Source organism: Actinomadura keratinilytica (assembly GCF_039539665.1).
Classification (GTDB): domain Bacteria; phylum Actinomycetota; class Actinomycetes; order Streptosporangiales; family Streptosporangiaceae; genus Spirillospora; species Spirillospora keratinilytica.
In genome coordinates, this window is record NZ_BAABDO010000114.1 from 1 (window position 1) to 21,992 (window position 21,992).

18 protein-coding genes are annotated in these 21,992 nt (G+C 74.4%); 13 read left to right on the forward strand and 5 right to left on the reverse strand.

Annotated features, from left to right (window positions below; all coding sequences use genetic code 11):
• Positions 1–132: 132 nt before the first annotated feature.
• A complete protein-coding gene (locus ABD879_RS26435; protein ID WP_345024329.1) occupies positions 133–375 on the reverse strand; it encodes a hypothetical protein in 243 nt (80 codons plus the stop codon).
• Between the two features lie 56 nt (positions 376–431).
• Positions 432–953, reverse strand: coding sequence for an NUDIX domain-containing protein (locus tag ABD879_RS26440; protein WP_345024330.1), 522 nt, complete (start codon positions 951–953; stop codon positions 432–434).
• Between the two features lie 331 nt (positions 954–1,284).
• On the opposite strand from ABD879_RS26440, the gene ABD879_RS26445 reads away from it, so the two are divergent.
• The 6 genes from ABD879_RS26445 (at position 1,285) to ABD879_RS26470 (ending at position 10,253) form a co-directional block, all read left to right on the forward strand.
• Positions 1,285–3,537: a molybdopterin oxidoreductase family protein gene (locus ABD879_RS26445; RefSeq protein ID WP_345024331.1), complete on the forward strand. Its 2,253-nt coding sequence runs from the start codon at positions 1,285–1,287 to the stop codon at positions 3,535–3,537.
• Positions 3,534–5,036: an FAD-dependent oxidoreductase gene (locus tag ABD879_RS26450; RefSeq protein ID WP_345024332.1), complete on the forward strand. Its 1,503-nt coding sequence runs from the start codon at positions 3,534–3,536 to the stop codon at positions 5,034–5,036. The genes ABD879_RS26445 and ABD879_RS26450 overlap by 4 nt, the downstream gene beginning before the upstream one ends.
• A 358-nt stretch (positions 5,037–5,394) precedes the next feature.
• Positions 5,395–7,923, forward strand: a complete 2,529-nt coding sequence (gene nirB / locus ABD879_RS26455) for a nitrite reductase large subunit NirB (protein ID WP_345024333.1) — start codon at positions 5,395–5,397, stop codon at positions 7,921–7,923.
• The gene (gene nirD / locus ABD879_RS26460) at positions 7,920–8,318 is read left to right on the forward strand and encodes a nitrite reductase small subunit NirD (protein WP_345024334.1); all 399 of its coding nucleotides are present in this window, start codon (positions 7,920–7,922) and stop codon (positions 8,316–8,318) included. The genes nirB and nirD overlap by 4 nt, the downstream gene beginning before the upstream one ends.
• Positions 8,302–9,477 (forward strand): uroporphyrinogen-III synthase, encoded by a 1,176-nt coding sequence (locus ABD879_RS26465; RefSeq protein WP_345024335.1) that lies wholly within the window; start codon positions 8,302–8,304, stop codon positions 9,475–9,477. The genes nirD and ABD879_RS26465 overlap by 17 nt, the downstream gene beginning before the upstream one ends.
• 29 nt (positions 9,478–9,506) lie before the next feature.
• Positions 9,507–10,253 (forward strand): sirohydrochlorin chelatase, encoded by a 747-nt coding sequence (locus ABD879_RS26470; RefSeq protein ID WP_345024336.1) that lies wholly within the window; start codon positions 9,507–9,509, stop codon positions 10,251–10,253.
• 46 nt (positions 10,254–10,299) lie between these two features.
• Here the strand turns inward: ABD879_RS26470 and ABD879_RS26475 are convergent, their stop codons facing one another.
• Entirely contained in the window at positions 10,300–10,851 is a 552-nt protein-coding gene (locus tag ABD879_RS26475; RefSeq protein ID WP_345024337.1) for a MarR family winged helix-turn-helix transcriptional regulator, read from the reverse strand.
• A 100-nt stretch (positions 10,852–10,951) separates the two neighbouring features.
• Here ABD879_RS26475 and ABD879_RS26480 point away from each other — a divergent pair, with 100 nt between their 5' ends.
• Together ABD879_RS26480 and ABD879_RS26485 are read left to right on the forward strand one after the other, a co-directional pair.
• Positions 10,952–11,932 carry an ATP-binding cassette domain-containing protein gene (locus ABD879_RS26480; RefSeq protein ID WP_345024338.1) on the forward strand — a complete coding sequence of 327 codons (981 nt, stop codon included), beginning with the start codon at positions 10,952–10,954 and terminating at the stop codon, positions 11,930–11,932.
• Positions 11,933–11,934: 2 nt separating this feature from the next.
• Positions 11,935–12,855 (forward strand): ABC transporter permease, encoded by a 921-nt coding sequence (locus ABD879_RS26485; protein WP_345024339.1) that lies wholly within the window; start codon positions 11,935–11,937, stop codon positions 12,853–12,855.
• 148 nt (positions 12,856–13,003) lie between these two features.
• Here the strand turns inward: ABD879_RS26485 and ABD879_RS26490 are convergent, their stop codons facing one another.
• Positions 13,004–14,560, reverse strand: a complete 1,557-nt coding sequence (locus ABD879_RS26490; protein WP_345024340.1) for an RNA polymerase sigma factor — start codon at positions 14,558–14,560, stop codon at positions 13,004–13,006.
• Positions 14,561–14,881: 321 nt separating this feature from the next.
• Positions 14,882–16,099 (reverse strand): AMP-binding protein, encoded by a 1,218-nt coding sequence (locus ABD879_RS26495; RefSeq protein ID WP_345024341.1) that lies wholly within the window; start codon positions 16,097–16,099, stop codon positions 14,882–14,884.
• Positions 16,100–16,210: 111 nt separating this feature from the next.
• On the opposite strand from ABD879_RS26495, the gene ABD879_RS26500 reads away from it, so the two are divergent.
• From ABD879_RS26500 to ABD879_RS26520, 5 genes are all read left to right on the forward strand, one after another.
• On the forward strand, positions 16,211–17,125 hold the full coding sequence (locus tag ABD879_RS26500) for a 1,4-dihydroxy-2-naphthoyl-CoA synthase (protein ID WP_345024342.1): 915 nt from the start codon (positions 16,211–16,213) through the stop codon (positions 17,123–17,125).
• A gap of 40 nt (positions 17,126–17,165) precedes the next feature.
• Positions 17,166–18,125 carry an o-succinylbenzoate synthase gene (locus ABD879_RS26505; protein ID WP_425549658.1) on the forward strand — a complete coding sequence of 320 codons (960 nt, stop codon included), beginning with the start codon at positions 17,166–17,168 and terminating at the stop codon, positions 18,123–18,125.
• Positions 18,125–19,792 carry a 2-succinyl-5-enolpyruvyl-6-hydroxy-3-cyclohexene-1-carboxylic-acid synthase gene (gene menD, locus ABD879_RS26510; RefSeq protein WP_345024343.1) on the forward strand — a complete coding sequence of 556 codons (1,668 nt, stop codon included), beginning with the start codon at positions 18,125–18,127 and terminating at the stop codon, positions 19,790–19,792. Before ABD879_RS26505 ends, menD begins: the two co-directional genes overlap by 1 nt.
• A 504-nt stretch (positions 19,793–20,296) precedes the next feature.
• Positions 20,297–21,172 carry an ErmE/ErmH/ErmO/ErmR family 23S rRNA (adenine(2058)-N(6))-methyltransferase gene (gene erm, locus ABD879_RS26515; protein ID WP_345024344.1) on the forward strand — a complete coding sequence of 292 codons (876 nt, stop codon included), beginning with the start codon at positions 20,297–20,299 and terminating at the stop codon, positions 21,170–21,172.
• A 473-nt stretch (positions 21,173–21,645) separates the two neighbouring features.
• A partial coding sequence (locus ABD879_RS26520) for a hypothetical protein (protein WP_425549657.1) occupies positions 21,646–21,992 on the forward strand: 347 nt, incomplete at its 3' end.

Here is a 21,992-nt window from a genome sequence, read left to right on the forward strand (position 1 = left end):
TCCGGCGGCTCGGGTGTCGGCGGCGCCGGCGGGCGGCGGGCCCGGCCGGGCGGAGACAGCCGGGCGGACGCGGCAGGTCGGACGCGGCAGGTCGGACGCGGCTGGTCAGGTGCGGCCGTCGGGCGCGGCCGGTCAGGCGTGGTCGGCGACCAGTTCGGCGCTGCGCGGGTCGGCGGTGCGGGCGCAGTGCGCGCAGCAGTACCAGTGCCCGCCCACGTCGACGCCGTGGCCGAGGATGCGGCACTGGCAGTGCTCGCAGATCGGCGCCATCCTGGTGATCGCGCATTCGAACGAGTCGAAGACGTGCACGGCGCCCTGGGCGTGCACCTCGAAGCTCAGCGCGTAGTCGTTTCCGCACACTTCGCAGGCTGCCATCGACGGTCCCCCCGTTCTTCGTCCGTCGCCTGCGGCCTACCCGTCCGGCCGCGTGTCTACCCCGGGCGGCCGGGGCAGGTGCCGGGGGCCAGGGGGGCGGCGCCGTATCCGGGTTCGCGGCCGTCCTCCAGGTAGACGGCGCGGTGCTCGACGAGGCCGCGCAGGCTGGGCTCCATGCGGCGGGAGATGTGCGGCGGGGCGAGCTCGGGCACCTTCTCGGGCGCCACCAGCACGTGGTCGGACAGTTCCTCGGGGGGCAGCCGGATCGCGGCGATCTCGCTGTCGGTCAGCGATCCGGCGAACACGAACACGTTGACCGCGTCCACGCCGTCGCGGGGCGGTCCCCAGTCCACGCAGACCAGGCCGTCCAGCCGCGGGACCAGGCCGAGTTCCTCCTCGCACTCGCGCAGGCACGCGGCCAGGGGCGACTCGCCCGCCTCGATCACTCCGCCGGGCAGGAACCAGCCCTCCTTGTAGGTGGGCTTGACCAGCAGCACCCGTCCCAGGTCGTCGAGCAGCAGTGCGGCGGCGGCTCCGCGGGTGCGCGGCAGTGAGGCGTAATAAGCAAGGTCGGGCATGTACCGAGGTTAGGCGTGTCGGCCGCGCCGTGATCGCGCCCGGCGGACCGGTGGGGACGGTTCCTGCTGCGGGCCCGCCGCGGCGCCGCCGATCCGTGCGACAGACGGAGCATTTGCGACGAAACGGACTCGACTGATGTCTGACAACGCTTGACGCGCACGCGTCGAAGATCGTCGGACGTGCCGCGGCGGACGGCGCGCCCGCGAGGGGCGGCACCGGCGGGGGCCGCATCGTCCTGTCCCTGGTGAACGGGGGTGCGTGAGCCGCTTTTAACAGCGGGGTCACACGCGGGACCCCGACGCGAAACGGGCCCCGAACAACCTCGGGGACATGACCGACACCCCGACCCACTGTCCCTACTGCGCCCTGCAGTGCGGCATGAACCTGGGCGGAGGGCCGCCGCCCGCCGCGGCGGCACGCCCCGGCGCCGGGCCGCCGCTGCGGGTGACGCCGCGTACGGACGTCCCGGCCAACCAGGGCGGCCTGTGCCAGAAGGGCTGGACGTCGGCCGAGGTGCTGACCGTTCCGGACCGGCTGACCGCGCCGCTGATGCGCCCCCGGCGCGGCGCGCCGCTGGAGCCCTGCACGTGGGACCAGGCCCTGGACCGGATCGCCGCCGAGGTGCGGCGGCTGCGGGACGCGCACGGGCCCGACGCGGTCGCGGTGTTCGGGGGCGGCGGCCTGACCAACGAGAAGGCCTACCAGCTCGGCAAGTTCGCCCGCATCGCGCTGGGCACCGCGCAGATCGACTACAACGGGCGGTTCTGCATGTCGTCGGCGGCCGCCGCGGTCGGCCGGGCGTTCGGCATGGACCGGGGACTGCCCGGCCCGATCACCGACCTGGCGGCCGCCGAGGCGATCCTGCTGGCGGGCGGCAACGTGGCCGAGACGATGCCGCCGTTCATGCGGCACGTCACCGCCATGCAGCGGGCGGGCGGCGCGTTCATCGTGGTGGACCCGCGGCGCACCGCCACCGCCAAGCAGGCCGATCTGCATCTGCAGCCCACGCCCGGCACCGACCTGGCGCTGGCCAACGGCATGCTGCACTTGGCGCTCACCGAGGGCCTGGTGGACGAGGAGTACATCGCGGCGCGCACCAACGGGTTCGCGGCGGTGCGCACGGTGATCAACTCCTACTGGCCCGACCGCGTCGAACGCATCACCGGCGTGCCCGTGCCGCACATGCGCGAAGCGGTGCGGCTGCTGGCGCGCGGGCGGCGCTCCTACATCCTGACGGCGCGCGGTGCCGAGCAGCACGCGCGCGGCGTGGACATGGTGACCGCGTTCATCAACCTGGCGCTGGCGCTGGGCCTGCCCGGCCGCGAGGGCTCGGGGTACGGGTGCGTGACCGGGCAGGGCAACGGGCAGGGCGGACGCGAGCACGGCCAGAAGGCCGACCAGCTGCCCGGCTACCGCAAGATCGACGACCCGGCGGCCCGCGCGCACGTGGCCGCGGTGTGGGGCGTGGACCCGCGGACCCTGCCGGGGCCGGGACGGTCGGCCTATGAGCTGCTGTCGGCGCTGGGCACCCCCGGCGGGCCGCGGATGCTGCTGCTGTTCGGGTCCAACCCGGTGGTGTCGGCGCCGCGCGCGGCGGCGGTGGAGCAGCGGCTGGACGCGTTGGAGTTCCTGGTCGCGGCCGACTTCGTGCTGTCGGAGACCGCGGCCCGCGCCGACGTGGTGCTGCCCACCGCGCAGTGGGCCGAGGAGTCGGGCACGATGACCAACCTGGAGGGCCGGGTGCTGCGCCGCCGCCGGGCGGTGCCGCCGCCGGACGGGGTGCGCACCGACCTGGAGATCATCGCGGAGCTGGCCCGGCGGCTGGACGCGCCGGGCGTGTGGAGCACCGACCCGGCCGAGGTGTTCGACGAGCTGCGCGCCGCCAGCGCGGGCGGCCCGGCCGACTACTCGGGCATCACCTACGAGCGCATCGAACGCGAGGGCGGGGTGTTCTGGCCATGCCCGTCGCCCGGGCACCCGGGGACGCCGCGTCCCTTCCTCGACCGGTTCGCCACGCCGGACGGCCGGGCCCGCTTCACCCCCGTCGAGCACGGCGGGGCGGTGGAGGACGTCGACGCCGACTACCCCGTCTACCTGACCACGGGCCGGGTGCTGGCGCAGTACCAGAGCGGCGCGCAGACCCGGCGGGTGCGGCCGCTGGCCGAGGCGGCGCCCGAGGCGTTCGTGGAGATGCATCCGGACCTGGCCGCGCGGCTGGGCATCGACGACGGCGCGGACGTGCGGGTGGCCAGCCGGCGCGGCACCGCGACGGTGCGGGCCCGGCTGACCGACGCCATCCGGCACGACACGGTGTTCATCCCGTTCCACTGGGCGGGGGAGGGGCGGGCGAACCTGCTGACCAACCCGGCGCTGGACCCGGTGTCGCGGATGCCGGAGTTCAAGGTGTGCGCGGTGCGGCTGGAACCGGTGGCCGCGCCGCGGGCGGACGGCACCGGCGCGAGCGGCGTCCGCGCATTCCACGGGACCGGCATCGACGGGACCGGCATCGACGGGACCGGCATCGACGGAAGCGAGATCGACGAATCGGGCGCGGCCCGGGAACCGAGCGGAGCGAGCAGATGAGCCGATCCTCCAGCAACAGCGGCGCGCGCCCGGCGGACCGGCGCGCGAAGCCGGCGGGCATCGTGGTCGTCGGCAACGGCATGGCCGGATCGCGGCTGGTCACCGAGATCCGGGCGCGCGACCGGCGGGTCGCGCTGACGGTGTTCGGCGCCGAGCCGCAGCAGCCCTACAACCGGGTGCTGCTGTCCAACGTGCTGGCCGGGGTGACCGGGCCCGAGCAGATCGGCCTGGTGGACCCGGCCTGGTACGAGGCCAACGACGTCGACGCCCGGCTGGGCGTGGCGGTCGAGCGCATCGACCGGGACGCCAAGTGCGTGCACGCCTCCGACGGCACCGCCACCCCCTACGACACCCTGGTGATCGCGACGGGGAGCACCTCGTTCGTGCCGCCGATCCCCGGCACCGAGAACGGCCTGCCCGACGGGGTGGAGGCGTTCCGCACGCTGGCCGACTGCCGGCGGATCCTGCAGGCGGCCGACGGTGCGCGGCACGCGGTGGTGGTCGGCGGCGGGCTGCTGGGCATCGAGGCGGCGCGCGGCCTGGCCGGGCGGGGGCTTGCGGTCACCGTCGTGCACCTGGCCGGGCATCTGATGGAGCGGCAGCTGGACCAGGGCGCGGGCGGTGTGCTGGCGCGGACGCTGGGCCGGCTGGGCGTGCGCACCGTCCTGGGCACCAGCGCCGGGGCGCTGTCCACCGGCGCCGACGGCCGGGTGGAGGCGGTGGAGCTGCAGTCGGGCGAGCGGCTGCCCGCCGACCTGGTGGTGATGGCCTGCGGGGTGCGGCCGGAGGTGCGGCTGGCGCGGGAGGCCGGGCTGAAGGTGGACCGCGGCATCCTGGTGGACGAGACGCTGCGGTCGCTGAGCGACCCCGGCGTGCGGGCCATCGGCGAGTGCTCGCAGTACGGCGACACCGTCTACGGGCTGGTGGCGCCGGCGTGGGAGCAGGCGACGGTGCTGGCCGACCTGCTGACCGGCGCCGACACCGGGGCCCGGTTCACCGGGGCGCGGCAGATCACCCGGTTGAAGGCCAAGGGCGTGGACCTGGTGGCGATGGGGGAGACGCACTTCGGCGACGACGACCCCGAGGTGGAGGTGATGCGGTTCGCCGACGCCAGCCGCGGCACCTACAAGAAGGTCGCGATCCGGCGGGACCGGCTGATCGGCGCGATCCTGCTGGGCGAGACCGGCACCGCCGGGACGCTGACGCAGCTGTACGACCGTGCGGCGCCGCTGCCGTCGGACCGGCTGAGCCTGTTCTTCACCGGGCTGGGCGGGGCGCAGGCCGCCGACTCGCCGGTGCGGATGCCGGACGCGGCGACGGTGTGCCATTGCAACAACGTCTCCAAAAGGCAGATCCGGGCGTGCTGGGAGAAAGGCGCGCGAACTGCCGACGAAGTCGCCCAGCAGACGCGTGCGAGCACCGGGTGCGGCGGATGCCGGGACGCCCTGGAGGGCATCGTGGCGTGGCTGGACGAACAGGACTCGGTGCCCGCCGGGTAACACACCCTGACACACATGGGCCCGTGCGCCGTGCGCGAGCCCGGCCCGACGCCGCCCGAGCCGCCCCGCACGGGCGCGCACACCCGGCGCGCCCGCCCGCCCCGCGGCCGCCCCGTCCGCGCGATGGGCGCGCGATGGGTGCCGAGAGACACGGCCGCAACGCGACCCCGCCGTCAAGACGGCGGGGTTTCGCGCTTTTCGGAACCCCGGCGGGAATTCTTCCGCCGTCCAATGCGAGATGACCACGTTTCGATTTCGGCGTGAGGGTCTTTTAACACGCCGGTGACAAACGGGACGCAACCGCGAAACGACCCCTGCACAGGATCGCAGCATGACCGACGCAGGAGGAGACGGGCACATGAAGTTGGTCGTCGTCGGGCACGGGCCCACCGGGCACCGGCTGGTCGAGGCGCTGCGCGAACGCGACGAGGCGGGCGCCTGGCAGGTCACGGTGATCGGGGAGGAGACCCGGCCCGCCTACGATCGGGTCGCGCTGACCTCCTACCTGACCGCGGACGCCGACCTGGCCTGCCCCGCCCACGACGAGGGCGTGACGCTGCTGACCGGCGACCCGGTCGTCGCCGTCGACCGGGAGCGCCGCACCGTGCGCACCGCCTCGGGACGCCGGGTCGACTACGACGCGCTGGTGCTGGCCACCGGGTCGTCGCCGTTCGTGCCGCCCGTGCAGGGCCGCGACCTGCCGGGCGTGTTCGTCTACCGCACCATCGACGACCTGGACGCCATCCGCGCCCACTGCCGCGACCTTGCGACGTCGAGACCGGGGGCCGGAGGCGTCGTCATCGGCGGCGGCCTGCTCGGCCTGGAGGCCGCCCGCGCGCTGCAGGGGCTGGGCGTCGACACGCACGTGGTCGAGGTGGCGCCGTGGCTGATGCCGCGCCAGCTCGACGAGGGCGGCGGGGCGATGCTGCGCCGCCACATCGAGGCGCTCGGCATGACCGTGCACGCCGGCACCCCGGTGGCGGGGCTGGAGGCCGGCGACGACGGCCGCGTGGCACGCGTCGGACTGGGCGACGGCACGTCCGTCGACGCGGGCGTGGTGGTGTTCTCCGCCGGCATCCGCCCGCGCGACGAGCTGGCCCGCGGCTGCGGCCTGCCGGTCGGCGAGCGCGGCGGGATCGTGGTCGACGACACCTGCCGCACCGAGGACCCGGCGATCTGGGCGGTCGGCGAGTGCGCGCTGGTGAACGGCCAGGTGTACGGGCTGGTCGCGCCGTGCTTCAGCATGGCCGAGGTGGTCGCCGACCAGCTGCTGGCCGTCGCGGCGGGCCTGGACAGCCCCGCCCGCTTCGAGGGCGCCGACCTGTCCACCAAGCTCAAGCTGATGGGCGTGGACGTGGCCAGCTTCGGCGACCCGTTCGCCGGACCCGACCAGGGCGCCCTGGACGTCACCTACACCGACCCGGTCGGCGGGGTCTACAAGAAGCTGGTCGTCAGCGACGACGCCCGCACGCTCATCGGCGGAGTGCTGGTCGGCGACGCGTCGGCCTACCCGACCCTGCGCGCCTACGTCGGCGCCGAGCTGCCCGGCTCTCCCGAGCAGGCGCTGTTCGGCGGCACCGAGGCCGCCGGCGGCGACCTGCCCGGCGCCACCCAGATCTGCAACTGCAACAACGTCACCGCCGATGCGATCCGCTGCGCGATCCGCGAGCAGGGCCTCACCGACCTCGGCGAGGTCAAGGCCTGCACCAGGGCCGGGGCGACCTGCGGCAGCTGCGTCCCGCTGGTGAAGAAGATCCTGGACGCCGAGCTGACCGCCGCGGGCGTCGAGGTCAGCAAGGCCCTGTGCGAGCACTTCGACTACAGCCGCGCCGAGCTGTTCGACATCGTGCGGGTGCGCGGCATCACCACCTTCACCGAGCTGATCAGCGAGCACGGCCGGGGCCGCGGCTGCGACATCTGCAAGCCCGTGGTGGCCTCCATCCTGGCCAGCCTCGGCAACGGGCACATCCTGGACGGCGAGCAGGCCGCGCTGCAGGACACCAACGACCACTTCCTGGCCAACCTGCAAAAGAACGGCACCTACTCGGTGGTCCCGCGGATCCCCGGCGGCGAGATCAGCCCCGACAAGCTCATCGTCATCGGCGAGGTCGCCCGCGACTTCGGCCTCTACACCAAGATCACCGGCGGGCAGCGGATCGACCTGTTCGGCGCCCGGGTGGAGCAGCTGCCGCACATCTGGAAGCGGCTGGTCGACGCCGGGTTCGAGTCCGGCCACGCCTACGGCAAGGCGCTGCGCACCGTCAAGTCGTGCGTCGGGTCCACCTGGTGCCGCTACGGCGTGCAGGACTCGGTCGGCATGGCGATCAAGCTGGAGCTGCGCTACCGGGGGCTGCGCGCCCCGCACAAGCTCAAGGCCGCGGTGTCGGGCTGCTCGCGCGAGTGCGCCGAGGCGCAGGGCAAGGACTTCGGGGTGATCGCCACCGACAAGGGCTGGAACCTGTACGTGTGCGGCAACGGCGGGATGCGCCCCCGGCACGCCGACCTTTTGGCCACCGACCTGGACGACGAGGGCCTGGTCCGGCTGATCGACCGGTTCCTGATGTTCTACATCCGCACGGCCGACCGGCTGCAGCGCACCGCGAGCTGGCTGGAGTCGCTGGACGGCGGCCTGGACTACCTGCGCGAGGTGATCATCGAGGATCGGCTGGGCATCTGCGCCGAGCTGGAGGAGGCGATGGAGCGGCACGTGGGCTCCTACTCCGACGAGTGGCGCGACACGCTGGAGGACCCCGACAAGCTCAGCCGGTTCGTGTCCTTCGTCAACGCGCCCGACGTCCCCGACCCGAGCATCGCGTTCGAGCCCGAACGCGAGCAGATCAAGCCGGTCCTGGTGACCGGTCCGCGACTGGAGGTGGCGAGCCGATGACCACGACGACCGATCTGCGCCCCACCGGACCCGCGCCCCGCGGCGGCGGTGGACGCTGGCACCCGGTGTGCTCCTACGACGAGCTGATCCCCGAACGCGGCGTGTGCGCGCTCATCGAAGGCGTCCAGGTGGCGGTCTTCCGCACGTTCGCCGGGGAGCTGTACGCGCTGTCCAACCTCGACCCCTTCTCCGGCGCGCACGTGATCTCCCGCGGCATCCTCGGCACCCGCGGCGGCGTGCCGACGGTGGCCTCGCCGATGTACAAGGAGGTCTTCGACCTGCGCACCGGCGTGTGCCTGGACGACCCGCAGGTGGCGCTGCCCACCTTCCCGATCCGCCGGGATCCGGCGACCGGCCGCGTGGAGGTGGCCCTGACTCATGCGAACCGACAGTGAGCCGCTGGCGGGATTCGCGGTCGGGGTGACGGCCGCGCGGCGCCACGAGGAGCTGGCCACGCTGCTGGAGCGGCGCGGCGCACGCGTGGTGCACGCCCCGGCGATCCGCCTGATCCCGCTGTCGGACGACACCCGGCTGCTGGAGGCGACCGACGAGTGCCTCCGGGAGCCGGTCCACTACGCCGTGGTCACCACCGGGATCGGGTTCCGCGCGTGGCTGGAGGCCGCCGACGGGTGGGGGATGCGCGACGCGCTGATCGAGCGGCTGGCGGGCGTGCAGATCCTGGCCCGCGGGCCCAAGGCGCGCGGCGCGATCCGTTCGGCGGGGCTGCAGGAGAGCTGGTCGCCGGATGCCGAGAGCTGCGCCGAGATGCTGAAGTACCTGCTGCGCAGGGATCTGGCGGGCCGGCGGGTGGCGGTGCAGCTGTACGGGGAGGAGCTGCCGGAGTTCGCCGCGGCGCTGCGCGCCGCCGGCGCCGAGGTGGTGGAGATCCCGGTGTACCGCTGGTCGCGCACCGACGACCCGACGCCGCTGCGGCGGCTGGTGGGGCAGGCGGTGGCGGGCACGGTGGACGCGATCACCTTCACCAGCGCGCCGGCGGTGGCGGCGACGCTGGCGGTGGCGGCCGAGGACGGGCTGGAGGAGCCGCTGCTGGAGGCGTTGCGCACCAACGTGGTGGCGGCGTGCGTGGGGCCGGTGACCGCGCAGCAGCTCACCGAGCGGGGCGTGCCGACGGTGCAGCCGGAGCGCGCCCGCATCGGGGCGCTGGTGCGGGCCCTGGTGTCGGACCTGCCGGAGCGGCGGGCCCGGCGCGTGCAGGTGCGGGGGTTCTCGCTGGAGCTGCGGGGGCACGCGGTGGTGCTGGACGGTCAGCTGCGTCCGATCGCGCCGGCGCCGATGGCGATCCTGCGGGCGCTGGCGCGGCGTCCGGGGCATGTGGTGTCGCGGGCCGAGCTGTGCGGGGTGCTGCCGGGCCGGCTGGTGGTGGGCGCGTCCGCGAACGGCCGGGACGCGCGTCCGCAGGCCGACGAGCACGCGGTGGAGATGGCCGTGGCGCGGCTGCGGCGCGGTCTGGGCCGGTCGGGCATCGTGGAGACGGTGGTCAAGCGCGGCTACCGGCTGGCGTGCGACCCGTTGCAGGCGGAGCTGAGCGGGTGAGGCGCGCGGGCGCGACGGGGGAGGGCGCGGTGGCGAACGGCCCGGTGGGGCGTGACGCGGCGGGCCGGGACGGTGCGCCGACGCTGCTGGCGGTGGCGCACGGCACCCGCGACCCGGCGGGCCCGCGGCCGGTGCGGGTGCTGCTGGAGCGGGTGCGGGCGCTGCGGCCGTGGCTGCCGGTCGCCGAGGGCTACGCCGAGATCGCCGCGCCGGTGCTGGAGGTCGCGGCCGCTGCGCTGCGCGGCCCGGTCGTGGTGGTGCCGCTGATGCTGGCGCGCGGCTACCACGCGCTGATCGACATTCCCGGGCGGGTGGAGCGGGTGTGCCCGCAGGCGGTGATGGCGCGTCCGCTGGGCCCGCACGGCATGCTCGCCGCGGCGCTGGCGGACCGGCTGGGCGGACCGGCGGCGCCGGGGCGCGGGGACGCGGTGGTGCTGGGCGCCGCGGGGTCGTCCGATCCGGCGGGCATCGCCGATGTGCGGGCGGCGGCCCGTCTGCTGGCGCGCCGGCTGCGGCGGCCGGTGCCCTACGGGTTCGTCGCCGCGGGCGGCCCGGCGCTGGCGGAGGTGGTGGCCGAGCAGCGGGCCCGGGGCGCCGGGCGGGTGGCGGTGGCGTCGTATCTGCTGGCGCCGGGGTTCTTCCACGACCGGATGGCGGTCTCGGGCGCGGACCGGGTGTCGGCGCCGATCGGTGCGCACGACGCGGTGGCGCGGCTGGTGCTGCGCCGTTATGACGAGGCGCGGCTGCGTTTGTGCGGCGCCGTGCCCGTCGCCTGACCCGCCCCACAGGGAAACGGCCCGGAGGGGGACGGCCCGGGGCGGGTCAGGCGGGGGTGTCGTCGGCGCCCGCGCAGGGCGGGCCGAACTCGGCGAAGCGGGAGTCGTGGCGGGCGAGCACCCGCACGATCATGTCGGTGAACTGCTCCAGCTCCTGCGGGGACAGCGGCGCGAACAGCCGCTGGTTGAGCCGCCGGCTGGCTTCGCGGCGGCGGCTCAGGAACAGCCGTCCGTCCTCGGTGGCGTCCAGCCGGTAGCGGCGCCGGTCGGCCGGGTCGCGGCGGCGTTCGAGGTAGCCGCTCTCCTCCAGGATGTCGACGAGGCTGACCACGTCGGCGGGGTCCATGCGCAGGCGTTCGCTGACCTGCCGCTGGGACAGCCCCCCTTCGGCGGCCACGCATGCCAGCACCAGCACGGCCGGCGGGCGCATGCGCTCGGCGCCGGGCAGGGTGCCGGCCGCCTCGCGGCGGATCAGTTTCATCAGCTCGGCGACCAGGTAGGCGGGGCCGCGCAGCAGCGGGTCGTACGGCGAGGCGGCGGGGGGCGTGGCGGCGGAGGGCGCGCGGTCGGGTCGCTTCGCTGGTCCTGGGTCCGCCACGGCGCCTCCTCCGGCACGTCCGTCAATTTCTCTATTGACGGAAATAATAGGGCAATCCTATCGTTGGGCGGGCCAAGTGGACCAGTCAAGGGAGGCCCGCATGCCGAGCGGGGAGCCGGCCGTCGAGGTCGACGGCCTGGTCAAAAGGTTCGGTGACGTCGAGGCCGTGCGGGGGATCGAGTTCACCGTCCGGCCCGGAGAGATCTTCGGGTTCCTCGGCCCGAACGGCGCCGGCAAGTCCACCACGATCAACATGCTGTGCACGCTGCTGCGGCCCACCGGCGGCGTCGCGCGGGTGGCCGGGCACGACGTGGTGGCCGAGCGCGACAGCGTGCGCCGCAACATCGGCCTGGTGTTCCAGGACCCGACCCTGGACGGCTATCTGAGCGCCGAGCAGAACCTGCGCTTCCACGCCGAGCTGTACGGGGTGCCGCGGGCGGCGGCGCGCGAGCGGATGCGCCAGGTGCTGGAGATGGTCGGGCTGTGGGACCGGCGCGGCGATCTGGTGCGCACCTTCTCGGGCGGGATGAGGCGCCGCCTGGAGATCGCCCGGGGGCTGCTGCACTCGCCGCGGGTGCTGTTCTTGGACGAGCCGACGGTCGGCCTGGACCCGCAGACCCGCTCGTCGATCTGGGACTACATCCGGCGGCTGCGCGACACCGAGCAGATCACGATCTTCCTGACCACCCACTACATGGAGGAGGCCGAAACCTGCGACCGCATCGCGATCATGGACGCGGGGCGGATCGTGGCGCTGGACACCCCCGCGCGGCTCAAGGCGGGGGTGGGCAAGGACCGGGTGCGCATCAGCACCGACGACGACCAGGCGGCGATCGCGGCGCTGCGGGCGCGGTTCGGCGTGGAGGCCGTGGTGGCCGAGGGCGCGGTGACGTTCGCGGTCGCGGCGGGGGAGGCGTTCGTGCCGAGGCTGTTCGAGGGGCTGGGCGTGCCGATCCGCTCGGTGAGCTTGGCGCGGCCGTCGCTGGACGATGTGTTCATGTCGTTCACCGGCAAGACGATCCGCGACGCCGAGGCGTCCGGCGACGGCTTCATGCGCATGGTCGCACGGGGAAGGCGGTGACGATGGACACCAGTGACGCCAAGGACTTGAGGGACGGCAGCGCCGCGGCGGGCACCGCGGCGGCGCCGCAGGTGGTGCGGGTCAGCGTGCCCGAACGCAGCGTGCGGCACGACCTGCGGGCGGTGAAGATCGTCCTGCACCGGGAGCTGATCCGGTTCGGCCGGGACCGGATGCGGATGGCGGCGAACCTGATACAGCCGGTGCTGTGGCTGCTGGTGATGGGCACCGGCCTGTCCAACCTGATGACCACCGGGCCCGGCCCGGCCGGGGACGTGGACCTGCGCACGTTCATCTTCCCCGGCGTGTGCGCGATGTCGGTGATGTTCACCGCGCTGTTCTCGGCCGGGTCGATCGTGTGGGACCGCGAGTTCGGGTTCCTGCGGGAGATGCTGGTGGCGCCGGTGAGCCGCGCCGCGATCGTGGTCGGCAAGTGCCTGGGCGGCGCCGCGGTCGCCACCGGGCAGGGCGTGCTGATCCTGGCGCTGGCCGGGCTGGCGGGGGTGCCCTACGATCCCGTCCTGCTCGCCGAGCTGCTGGGGCTGATGTTCCTGACGGCGTTCACGCTGACGGCGTTCGGGGTGCTGCTGGCGGCGCGGATCACCGACATGCAGGCGTTCTTCGGGATCATGCAGATGGGCATGATGCCGCTGATGTTCCTGTCGGGTGCGCTGTACCCGCTGAACGGGCTGCCGGCGTGGCTGAGCGTGCTGACCCGGTTCAACCCGGTGACCTACGCGGTGGACCCGCTGCGGCAGTCGGTGTTCTCGCACCTGGACCTGTCGCCGGAGCTGCAGCGGGTGTTCAACCCGGGGGTCACCTGGAACGGGTGGCAGGTGCCGGTGTGGCTGGAGGTCGTGCTGGTCGCACTGATCGGGGCGGTGATGCTGGCGGGGGCGGTCGTGCAGTTCCGCCGCAGCGACTGACCGGCGGACCGGCCAGCGCGGACAGGCCTGCGCTGACCGGCAGGAGGCGGCGCCAGGCCCGCCGGATCGCGGAGGGATCCGGCGGGCCTCGCTGCGGCCGGCTTCGCCCAGCCGTAGGGGCGGTGCGGCGGGGGAGTGGGACGGCGGCTCAGACGGCGAAGTCCAGCAGCGGGTAGGCGTTGCTGGGGTGCCGCAGCTTGGACAGCGACTCCTTCTCCAGCTGGCGGATCCGCTCGCGGGTCAGCCCGAGCGCCTTGCCGATCTCGTCCAGGGTGCGCGGCGTCCCGTCGTAGAGCCCGAACCGCATCGCCATGATCTTGGCTTCGCGGGGGGACAGCACGTCCAGGGTGCGGCGCAGCTGGTCGGCCATGAGCTGCCGGTCGACCAGCTCGGACGCCTCGGGGGTGTCGACGTCCTCGATCAGGTCGCCGATGCGGGTCTCGCCGTCCTCGCCGATGGTGGAGTCCAGGCTGATCGGCTGGCGGCTGGTGCGCAGCAGCTCCAGCACCTGCTCGGGGCTCTTGTCCAGCTCGACGGCCAGTTCCTCGGGGGTGGGCTCGCGGCCCAGGCGCTGGTGCATGTCGCGTTCGACGCGGCTGAGCTTGCTGAGCATCTCCAGCACGTGCACCGGCAGCCGGATGGTGCGGGCCGAGTCGGCGAAGCCGCGCTGGATGGCCTGCCGGATCCACCACATGGCGTAGGTGGAGAACTTGTAGCCCTTGGTGTAGTCGAACTTCTCCACGGCGCGGATCAGGCCGAGGTTGCCCTCCTGCACCACGTCCAGCAGCGACAGCCCGCGGTCGGAGTACTTCTTGGCGACCGACACCACCAGCCGCAGGTTGGCCTCGAGCATGTGCGCCTTGGCGCGCTGCCCGTCGGCGGCGATCCACTCCAGGTCGGCGCGCAGCTGCGGGTCGTCGATGGTCTCGTGGGCGAGCTTGTGCTCGGCGTACAGCCCGGCCTCGATGCGCTTGGCCAGCTCCACCTCCTGCTCGGCGGTCAGCAGCTGGCGCCGCCCGATCGCCTTGAGGTAGGTGTGCACCGAGTCGCCCATGGTGGTGGACTGGTCGTCCAGGTCGGCGGAGGTGTCCTCCACCTCGACCTCGGTGACTTCGAACGACTCGTCGTCGGCCGTGTCGGCCCCGGCGGCGCCGGTGATGCCGGTGGCGGCGGGTGTGTCGTCGGAGCCGGCGGGGGCTGCGGCTGCGGTGCGCTTGCGGCCCGCCTTGGCGGTCCCCGTCCCGCTCTTGGCGCCCGCCTTGCTTCCCGTCCTGGTGCGTGTCCTGGTGCCCGCCTTGGTGCCCTTGCCGCTCGCAGCGCCCTTGCCGCCGGTCGCACCGGAGACCGTGTCACCGGCCGTGTCACCCGCCGAGTCGCCGGTGCCGCCGCCGGTCTCGCCGGTGGTGCCGTCGCCGGGGGCAGCATGCGCGGTGCCCGCGGTGCGGGCCGGCGGCGTGTCGCCCCGGCGGGCGCGCGGGGCGCGGACCCTGCCGGAACCCTCGTCCTCGGTGGCCAGGCCGATGCCCGCCTCGGACAGCTCGCGCAGGATCGAGCGGCCCTGCGCGGGGCTGATGCCGGCCGCCTCGAAGGCGCTGCGCACTTCGTCGAGTGAGAGGCGCCCGTGGGCGCGGCCCCGCTCGATCAGTTCGTCGAGCGCGGGGCTCGCCGGTTCCGCGAGCGGGGTCTCTGCTGCGGTTCGTGGCATGGGGACACCCCCCTCCCTTCGGTGGTGTGGTGCGACGCGGAGGCACCCTTGCGCCTTCGACGCGCGCACTAATCCCAAACGCCGGGGGGACGCCGTCTGTTCCCAGGGGCCCGGAACGGGCGTCCCGCGGCGGCAGCGGGACCGGGTGCGGCGCGGGGCTGCGGACGCCCAGGAAGGGCGGCGTGCCGCATGCGGCGACCTCCCCGCCGCCAAACCCTACCTTACTGCGTAAAGACCCCTGGTTGTGACACTCCTCTCACCACTACGCAAAACACATCTCCACCCTCGGCCACAGCACCGACGGCGACCGGACGGCGCGTGTCAGAGGTTGGGGCGGCGGAGGGCCTGGCGGTCGGGCTTGCCGGACGGCAGCAGCGGGATCGCCTCCACCAGCTGCAGCTCGCGCGGCGCGGCATAGGCGGGCATGGCGGCGCGGACGAACGCGCGCAGCTCGCCCAGGGTGGGCGGGGCGCCGGCGGGCACCACGACGGCGGTGACGCGCTCCCCCCACTCGGCGTCGGGGCGGCCCACCACGACCACGTCCCGCACCGACGGGTGGCGGGACAGCAGCGCGGCGACCTCGCCCGCCACCACCTTCTCCCCGCCGGTGTTGATGACGTCGTCGGCGCGGCCGCGCACCCGCAGCCGCCCGTCGGGCTCCAGGGCGCCCAGGTCGGGGGTGAGGTACCAGTCGCCGTCGCGGGCGGCGGCGGTCAGGTCGCCGCGCAGCCGGTAGCCGGTGAACAGCACCGGCCCGGCCAGGCGGATGCGGCCGTCGGCGCCGACCTCGACGCGCACGCCGTCCAGGGGGACGCCGTCGTAGACGCATCCGCCGCAGGTCTCGCTCATGCCGTAGGTGGTGTGGATGCGCGCGCCGCGCTCGCGGGCCTGGGCGAGCAGGGCGGGGGAGGCGGGCGCGCCGCCCAGCACGATGGCGCCGACCTTGGCCAGGTCGGTTCCGGCGTCGACCAGGCGCCGCAGCTGGGTGGGGACCAGCGCGGTGTGCGGCGGCCGCCCCGAGGCCAGGGCGGCGTCGAACGCGGTCGTGTCGAAGCGCGGCAGGATGACCGGTTCGGTGCCGGCGACCAGGGACCGCACCAGCACCTGCACGCCGGCGATGTGGCTGGTGGGCAGGCAGCACAGCCACCGGTCGCCGGGCTTGGCGCCGATGCGGGCCAGCGCGGCGGCGGCCGAGTGCCGCAGCGCCGCCGCGGACAGCTCGACGATCTTGGGGGTGCCGGTGGACCCGGACGTGGCGATCAAAACGGCCGTGTCGGCGGCCGCCGCCACCCCGCCGGGGCGTGCGTGCAGCCCGTCGGCGGTGTGCACGGCGTGCGGGGCCAGGGCGTCCAGCAGCGTGCGCAGCGCGGGGGCGGGCAGGTCGGGCGACAGGGGGCAGACGGCCGGTCCGGTGCCGTCCAGCGCGGCGGCCAGCGCCTCGAACAGCCGCCGCCCGGGAGGCAGCACGACGGCGTGCACCCGCCGTCCGCCGGTGCCTTCACCCGCGGAATCGGCGGGGGCGATGCGTGCGCTGTCCATGTCTCCGCCAGACTAGACGATCGAGTTGAACGTGTTCGAATCCGCGGGGCCCGCCGAAGCGGTTGAATTGGGGACGCAGGGCACCCGCACGCCGACCGAGGAAGAGGGCACATGCCGCACGCGGGCAAGGTCTCCGAACTGTTCGACCCCGACGCCTGGAAGCAGGTCGAGGGGTTCGACTTCACCGACATCACCTACCACCGCGCCGTCGACCACGGGACGGTGCGGATCGCCTTCAACCGGCCCGAGGTGCGCAACGCCTTCCGCCCCCACACCGTCGACGAGCTGTACCGGGCGCTGGACCACGCCCGCATGTCCAGCGACGTGGGATGCGTCCTGCTGACCGGCAACGGGCCCTCGCCCCGCGACGGCGGATGGGCGTTCTGCTCCGGCGGCGACCAGCGCATCCGCGGCCGCGACGGCTACCGGTATGCCACCGGCGAGACCGCCGAGACCATCGACCCGGCGCGGGCGGGGCGGCTGCACATCCTGGAGTGCCAGCGGCTGATCCGGTTCATGCCCAAGGTGGTGATCTGCGTGGTGCCCGGCTGGGCCGCCGGCGGCGGGCACAGCCTGCACGTGGTGTGCGACATGACGCTGGCCAGCCGCGAGCACGCCCGGTTCAAGCAGACCGACGCCGACGTGGCCAGCTTCGACGGCGGGTTCGGCTCGGCGTACCTGGCGCGGCAGGTGGGCCAGAAGTTCGCCCGGGAGATCTTCTTCCTCGGCGACACCTACGACGCCGAGGCCGCTTACCGCATGGGCATGGTGAACGCGGTGGTCCCGCACGCCGAGCTGGAGGCCACGGCGCTGGAGTGGGCGCGCAAGGTCAACGGCAAGAGCCCGACCGCGCAGCGGATGCTCAAGTACGCCTTCAACCTGGTCGACGACGGCCTGGTGGGGCAGCAGCTGTTCGCCGGCGAGGCGACCCGGCTGGCCTACGGCACCGACGAGGCCGTCGAGGGCCGCGACGCGTTCCTGGAGAAGCGCGCCCCCGATTGGTCGCGTTTCCCGTGGTACTACTAGGTTTTCTTCGGACTTGGTCACGGCAGGGGGTCGGATTCCGGTGCGGGTGTACGCCATCCCGATGCGGACGCGGTTCCGCGGCATCACGCGGCGGGAGGGCGTGCTCGTCCGGGGGCCGGCCGGGTGGGGGGAGTTCTCCCCGTTCGCCGAGTACGGCCCCGCCGAGTGCGCCCGCTGGCTGGCCGCCGCGCGGGAGGCGGCGTTCGAGGGCTGGCCGGCGCCGGTGCGCGACCGGATCCCGGTGAACGTCACCGTCCCGGCGGTGGAGCCGGAGCGGGCGCACCAGATCGTCGCCGCGTCCGGTTGCCGCACCGCCAAGGTCAAGGTGGCCGAGCGCGGGCAGGACGAACGCGACGATCTGGCCCGGGTGGAGGCGGTGCGGGACGCGCTCGGCCCGTCCGGCCGGCTGCGGGTGGACGTCAACGGCGCCTGGGACGTCGACACCGCGGCGCGGATGATCCGCCGGCTGGACCGCTTCGACCTGGAGTACGTCGAGCAGCCGTGCGCGACGCTGGAGGAGATGGCGCGGGTGCGGCGCCTGGTGGACGTGCCGGTGGCGGCCGATGAGTCGATCCGCCGGGCCGAGGACCCGCTGAAGGTGCGCGCGGCCGAGGCGGCGGACGTGGCGGTGCTGAAGGTGCAGCCGCTGGGCGGGGTCCGCGCGGCGCTGCGCGTGGCCGAGGCGTGCGGGCTGCCGGTGGTGGTGTCCAGCGCGGTGGAGACGTCGGTGGGCCTGGCGGCGGGCGTGGCGCTGGCGGCGGCGCTGCCGGAACTGCGGTACGCCTGCGGGCTGGCGACGCTGTCGCTGCTGGACGGCGACGTGGTGGACGATCCGTTGACCCCGGTCGGCGGCGCGCTGCCCGTGCGCCGGCCGCGGGTGGACCCGGCGGCGCTGGCCCGGTACCGGGCCGATGCCGCGGCGGCCGGGCGGTGGCGGACGCGGGCCGCCGAGGCGCAGTCGCTGCTGGGCGGCGCGCCGGTGATCGGGGTGGTGCGTTGATGAACCCGGCGACCGCGCTGGCCACGGTGCTGGTGGACGAGTTGCTGCGGTGCGGCATGACCGACGCGGTGCTGGCGCCCGGATCGCGGTCGGCGCCGCTGGCGCTGGCGCTGCACGAGGCCGCGGTGGCGGGCCGCGCGCGGCTGCACGTGCGGATCGACGAGCGGTCGGCGTCGTTTCTGGCGCTGGGGCTGGCCAAGCGGTCGGGCCGCCCGGTGGCGGTGGTGTGCACCTCGGGCACGGCCGCGGCCAATTTCCACCCCGCGGTGATCGAGGCGCACCAGGCGGGCGTGCCGCTGGTGGTGCTGACCGCCGACCGGCCCCCCGAACTGCGCGACACCGGCTCCAACCAGACCATCGACCAGATCAAGCTGTACGGGACGGCGGCGCGGTGGAGCTGCGAGATCGGCGTGCCGGAGAACCGTCCCGGGATGGTGGCGTACTGGCGGTCGGTGGTCAGCCGGGCGTGGGGGCTGGCGCAGGCGCCCGACCCGGGGCCGGTGCATCTGAACGTGGCGTTCCGCGAGCCGCTCATCCCCGACGGGGACGAGTCGTGGTGCGAGCCGCTGGACGGCGACGCGACCGGCGCGTGGACCAAGGTGCGGGCGGCCACGCCCGGGTCGGTGCTGCACGTGCCGGCGACGCGGCGGGGCGTGCTGGTGGTCGGGGACGGCGCGGTGAACGTCAAACGGTACGTGGCGGCCGCGTCGATGGCGGGCTGGCCGGTGCTGTCGGAGCCCAGCGGCAACGCCCGCTACGGCGACCACGCGCTGTCGGCCTACCACTTCCTTTTGGGGGTGCCGGAGTTCGTGGAGCGGCACCGCCCGGAGGTGGTGGTGACGCTGGGCAAGCCGGGCCTGTCGCGGCCGCTGCTGTCGCTGCTGCGCCGCGCCGAGGAGCACATCGTGCTGTCACCCAACCTGGCGCGCTGGCCGGATCCGGTGCGGTCGGCCACGCAGGTGGCGCAGGACGTGGAGATCCCGGTGCTGTCGGGCGGCGACGACGGCTGGCTGCGGTCGTGGCGGGCGGCCGACCGGGCGGCCGCGGCGGCGGTGGACGCGGTGCTGGACGCCTCGCCGGAGGTGAGCGAGCCGCGCCTGGCGCGGGATTTGGCGGCGGCGCTGCCGGCCGGGTCGCTGCTGTTCAGCGCGGCCAGCATGCCGATCCGCGACCTGGAGCAGGTGATGCGGCCGCGCCGCGGCATCCGGGTGATGACCAACCGCGGCGCCAGCGGCATCGACGGGCTGGTGTCGACGGCGGTGGGCGCGGCGCTGGCGCACAGCGGCCGCTCGTACGCGCTGTTGGGTGATCTGGCGTTCCTGCACGACCGCAACGGGCTGGTGCTGGGGCCGGAGGAGCGCCGCCCGGATCTGGCGATCGTGGTGGTGAACAACCGCGGCGGCGGGATCTTCTCGCTGCTGCCGCAGGCGGCGCTGGACGGGCCGTTCGAGCGGGTGTTCGGCACCCCGCACCAGGTGGACCTGGAGCATGTGGCGGCGGCGCACGGGCTGCCGTACCGGCGGCTGGAGTCGGCGGAGGAGCTGCCCAAGGCGATCACGGGCAGCGGGCTGCGGATCGTGGAGGCCCGCACCGACCGCGACGCCAACGCGGTGCTGCACGCGGCGATGCGCAAGGCCGCGCACAAGGCCGTCCGCGACCTGCTGTAGGCGTCCGGGCTCGGGCTTTCTGCGTGCCGGCCCCTGTCGGGTGCCTGGTGCCTTGGTGCCCGGTCGTGCGCGGAAAACCTGTTGGGCGGGTAGTGCCGCGCCTTCTAGGATCGGCGGCATGGAAGCGATGAGCGGCTTCGACGGCATCCTCGTTCGCGGTGCCGTCATGTTCTGGCGGCTGCGCGGGGGCGTTGGGCTCTGAACCTGCCGGGCCGCCGCGCCGCTGCGTGATCTGACGCCTGTTTTGCGTTTTCCGCGTGCGCTGATCCGCGCTTTTCGTCGGTGCGTGCACCGTTCGCGTTCGTCGCGTGGTGCGGTCGTGCTTCCATGCTGCCGTTCGTGGTGTCCCGCATGTTCAGGGCCGTGACCGGTCCCTTGCCCATCCGGACGGGCCCGTGCCCGTCCCGTCCGGCCGGTCGCGCCCCGCCTTGTCGTCCGCGTCGCCGGTGACGGCGTCCTCGCGCGGCCCGGCTGCGGCGTGTCCGGCCGCGGAGGACACCTGCGATGACCCGGAACTTCACCTCACGAACCTTCGGCGCGCCTGCGCGCCCGGTTTCCCGGCGGCCCCGGTCCGGCCGCGACCGCGCCCGCCGCTTCCTGTCGCAGAACTTCCTGGCCGATCCGCGCGCGATCGATGCGATCGTGCGGTCGGTGGCCGCCCGCCCCGGTGACCTGGTGGTGGAGGTCGGCGCCGGGGACGGGCGCATCACCGCCGCGCTGGCCGCCGGCGACGCGTACGTGATCGCCTACGAGATCGACCCGGTGCTGGCCGGGCGGGTGCGCGAGCGGTGCGCCGACCTGCCCAACGTGCGCGTCGTGCGCGGCGACTTCCTGCGGGCGCGGCCGCCGCGCGGCCCGTTCGCGGTGGCGGGCAACATCCCGTATTCGCTGACCTCGCCGATCGTCGAGTGGTGCCTGCGCGCTGGGGAGCTGACGTCGGCGACGCTGGTGACCCAGCTGGAGTACGCCCGCAAACGCACCGGTGACTACGGCCGCTGGAGCCTGGTGACGGTGCGGTCGTGGCCGCTGTTCGAGTGGCGGCTGGGGGAGCGGATCGGCCGGGAGCGGTTCCGGCCCGTTCCGCGGGTGGACTCGGCGATCCTGCGGCTGGCGCGGCGGCCGCGGCCGCTGCTGCCGGCCTCGGCGCTGGCGGACTACGAGCGGTGCGTCGCCTTGGGGTTCAGGGGGGAGGGCGGCAGCGTGCGGGCGTCGCTGCGGCGCGAGCATCCCCGGGGGAGGGTGGACGCGGCGCTGCGTGCTGCGGGGGTGGAGCGGGACGCGGTGGTGGCGTTCGTGCATCCGGACCAGTGGGTGCGGCTGTTCCGCGTCTTGTACGGCCTTCCGCCGGCCTCGGACCGGACCGACACCCGACAAACCTAACCTTACTTTGTCAAGGTGCCGGATTTTGAGCATCACCACCATTTCCGACAATCCTCACCCGACAACACGCCAATCACCTAGGGGCAGATCTCGCTCAGAGTCATGGCCGGTGACTTTGGGTGAGTGGCGAGTGCGGCGGTAGGGGAGTGGTCGTTCGGTGGCGTTCCGCGCCCCGGTTGGTATCGGCCGGGGCGCGGAGGGCGCCGAGCGGCTGGGGCCTGCAGGGCGAGGCGACATTTGCGTCGCCGCGTCGCGTCGCCTCACGGGGCGGGCCGATCCGGTGACGTGCAGGGCGGGGTGCTGCGCGGGTGCTTTCCAGAGGTGCCGGCCGGGGGTGCCGGCGTTTCGGTGGGAGGCATGGCATGCCTTATGGCGGGTAGGGGCCGACCTCAGCAACGATCTCCGGGCAAATTCCGCAAATCTGACCGGAGATATGGACCCCACGCCTCGACGGGGCGGAGCAGGAGAACGCCATGAGCACCTCTTCACACTCTGGCAAGGACACCGGCGGGCTCGGCAAGGGCGTCGGCCCGGCCGCCGGGAAGGCGGCGGCCGGGCCCAGGGTGGTGGCCGGAGAGGCCGCCCGGGCCGCCGCCCGCACCGGCGAGACCGCGGACGCGGGCACGGGCGGGGCCGCGGGGGAGTCGGCCGAGAAGACGGCCGGTGGCGTGCGCGGACGCGCGGCCGCCGCACGCCACACCGCGCACCAGACCACGCACAAGACCGCGCACCAGACCGCGCAGGTCGCGGCCGCCACGGCCGGGACCGCGGCGGGTGCGGCCCGGCGCACCGGCGGTCAGGTCGCCCGCACCGCCGAACG

Coding starts and splice junctions, on each gene's coding strand:
- ABD879_RS26485 (WP_345024339.1), top strand. CDS start 11,935: ATGGACACCAGTGACGCCAAGGACTTGAGGGACGGCAGCGCCGCGGCG.
- ABD879_RS26500 (WP_345024342.1), top strand. CDS start 16,211: ATGCCGCACGCGGGCAAGGTCTCCGAACTGTTCGACCCCGACGCCTGG.
- ABD879_RS26440 (WP_345024330.1), bottom strand. CDS start 953: ATGCCCGACCTTGCTTATTACGCCTCACTGCCGCGCACCCGCGGAGCC.
- menD (WP_345024343.1), top strand. CDS start 18,125: ATGAACCCGGCGACCGCGCTGGCCACGGTGCTGGTGGACGAGTTGCTG.
- nirD (WP_345024334.1), top strand. CDS start 7,920: ATGACCACGACGACCGATCTGCGCCCCACCGGACCCGCGCCCCGCGGC.
- ABD879_RS26480 (WP_345024338.1), top strand. CDS start 10,952: ATGCCGAGCGGGGAGCCGGCCGTCGAGGTCGACGGCCTGGTCAAAAGG.
- ABD879_RS26435 (WP_345024329.1), bottom strand. CDS start 375: ATGGCAGCCTGCGAAGTGTGCGGAAACGACTACGCGCTGAGCTTCGAG.
- ABD879_RS26450 (WP_345024332.1), top strand. CDS start 3,534: ATGAGCCGATCCTCCAGCAACAGCGGCGCGCGCCCGGCGGACCGGCGC.
- ABD879_RS26495 (WP_345024341.1), bottom strand. CDS start 16,099: ATGGACAGCGCACGCATCGCCCCCGCCGATTCCGCGGGTGAAGGCACC.
- ABD879_RS26490 (WP_345024340.1), bottom strand. CDS start 14,560: ATGCCACGAACCGCAGCAGAGACCCCGCTCGCGGAACCGGCGAGCCCC.
- ABD879_RS26465 (WP_345024335.1), top strand. CDS start 8,302: ATGCGAACCGACAGTGAGCCGCTGGCGGGATTCGCGGTCGGGGTGACG.
- ABD879_RS26445 (WP_345024331.1), top strand. CDS start 1,285: ATGACCGACACCCCGACCCACTGTCCCTACTGCGCCCTGCAGTGCGGC.
- nirB (WP_345024333.1), top strand. CDS start 5,395: ATGAAGTTGGTCGTCGTCGGGCACGGGCCCACCGGGCACCGGCTGGTC.
- erm (WP_345024344.1), top strand. CDS start 20,297: ATGACCCGGAACTTCACCTCACGAACCTTCGGCGCGCCTGCGCGCCCG.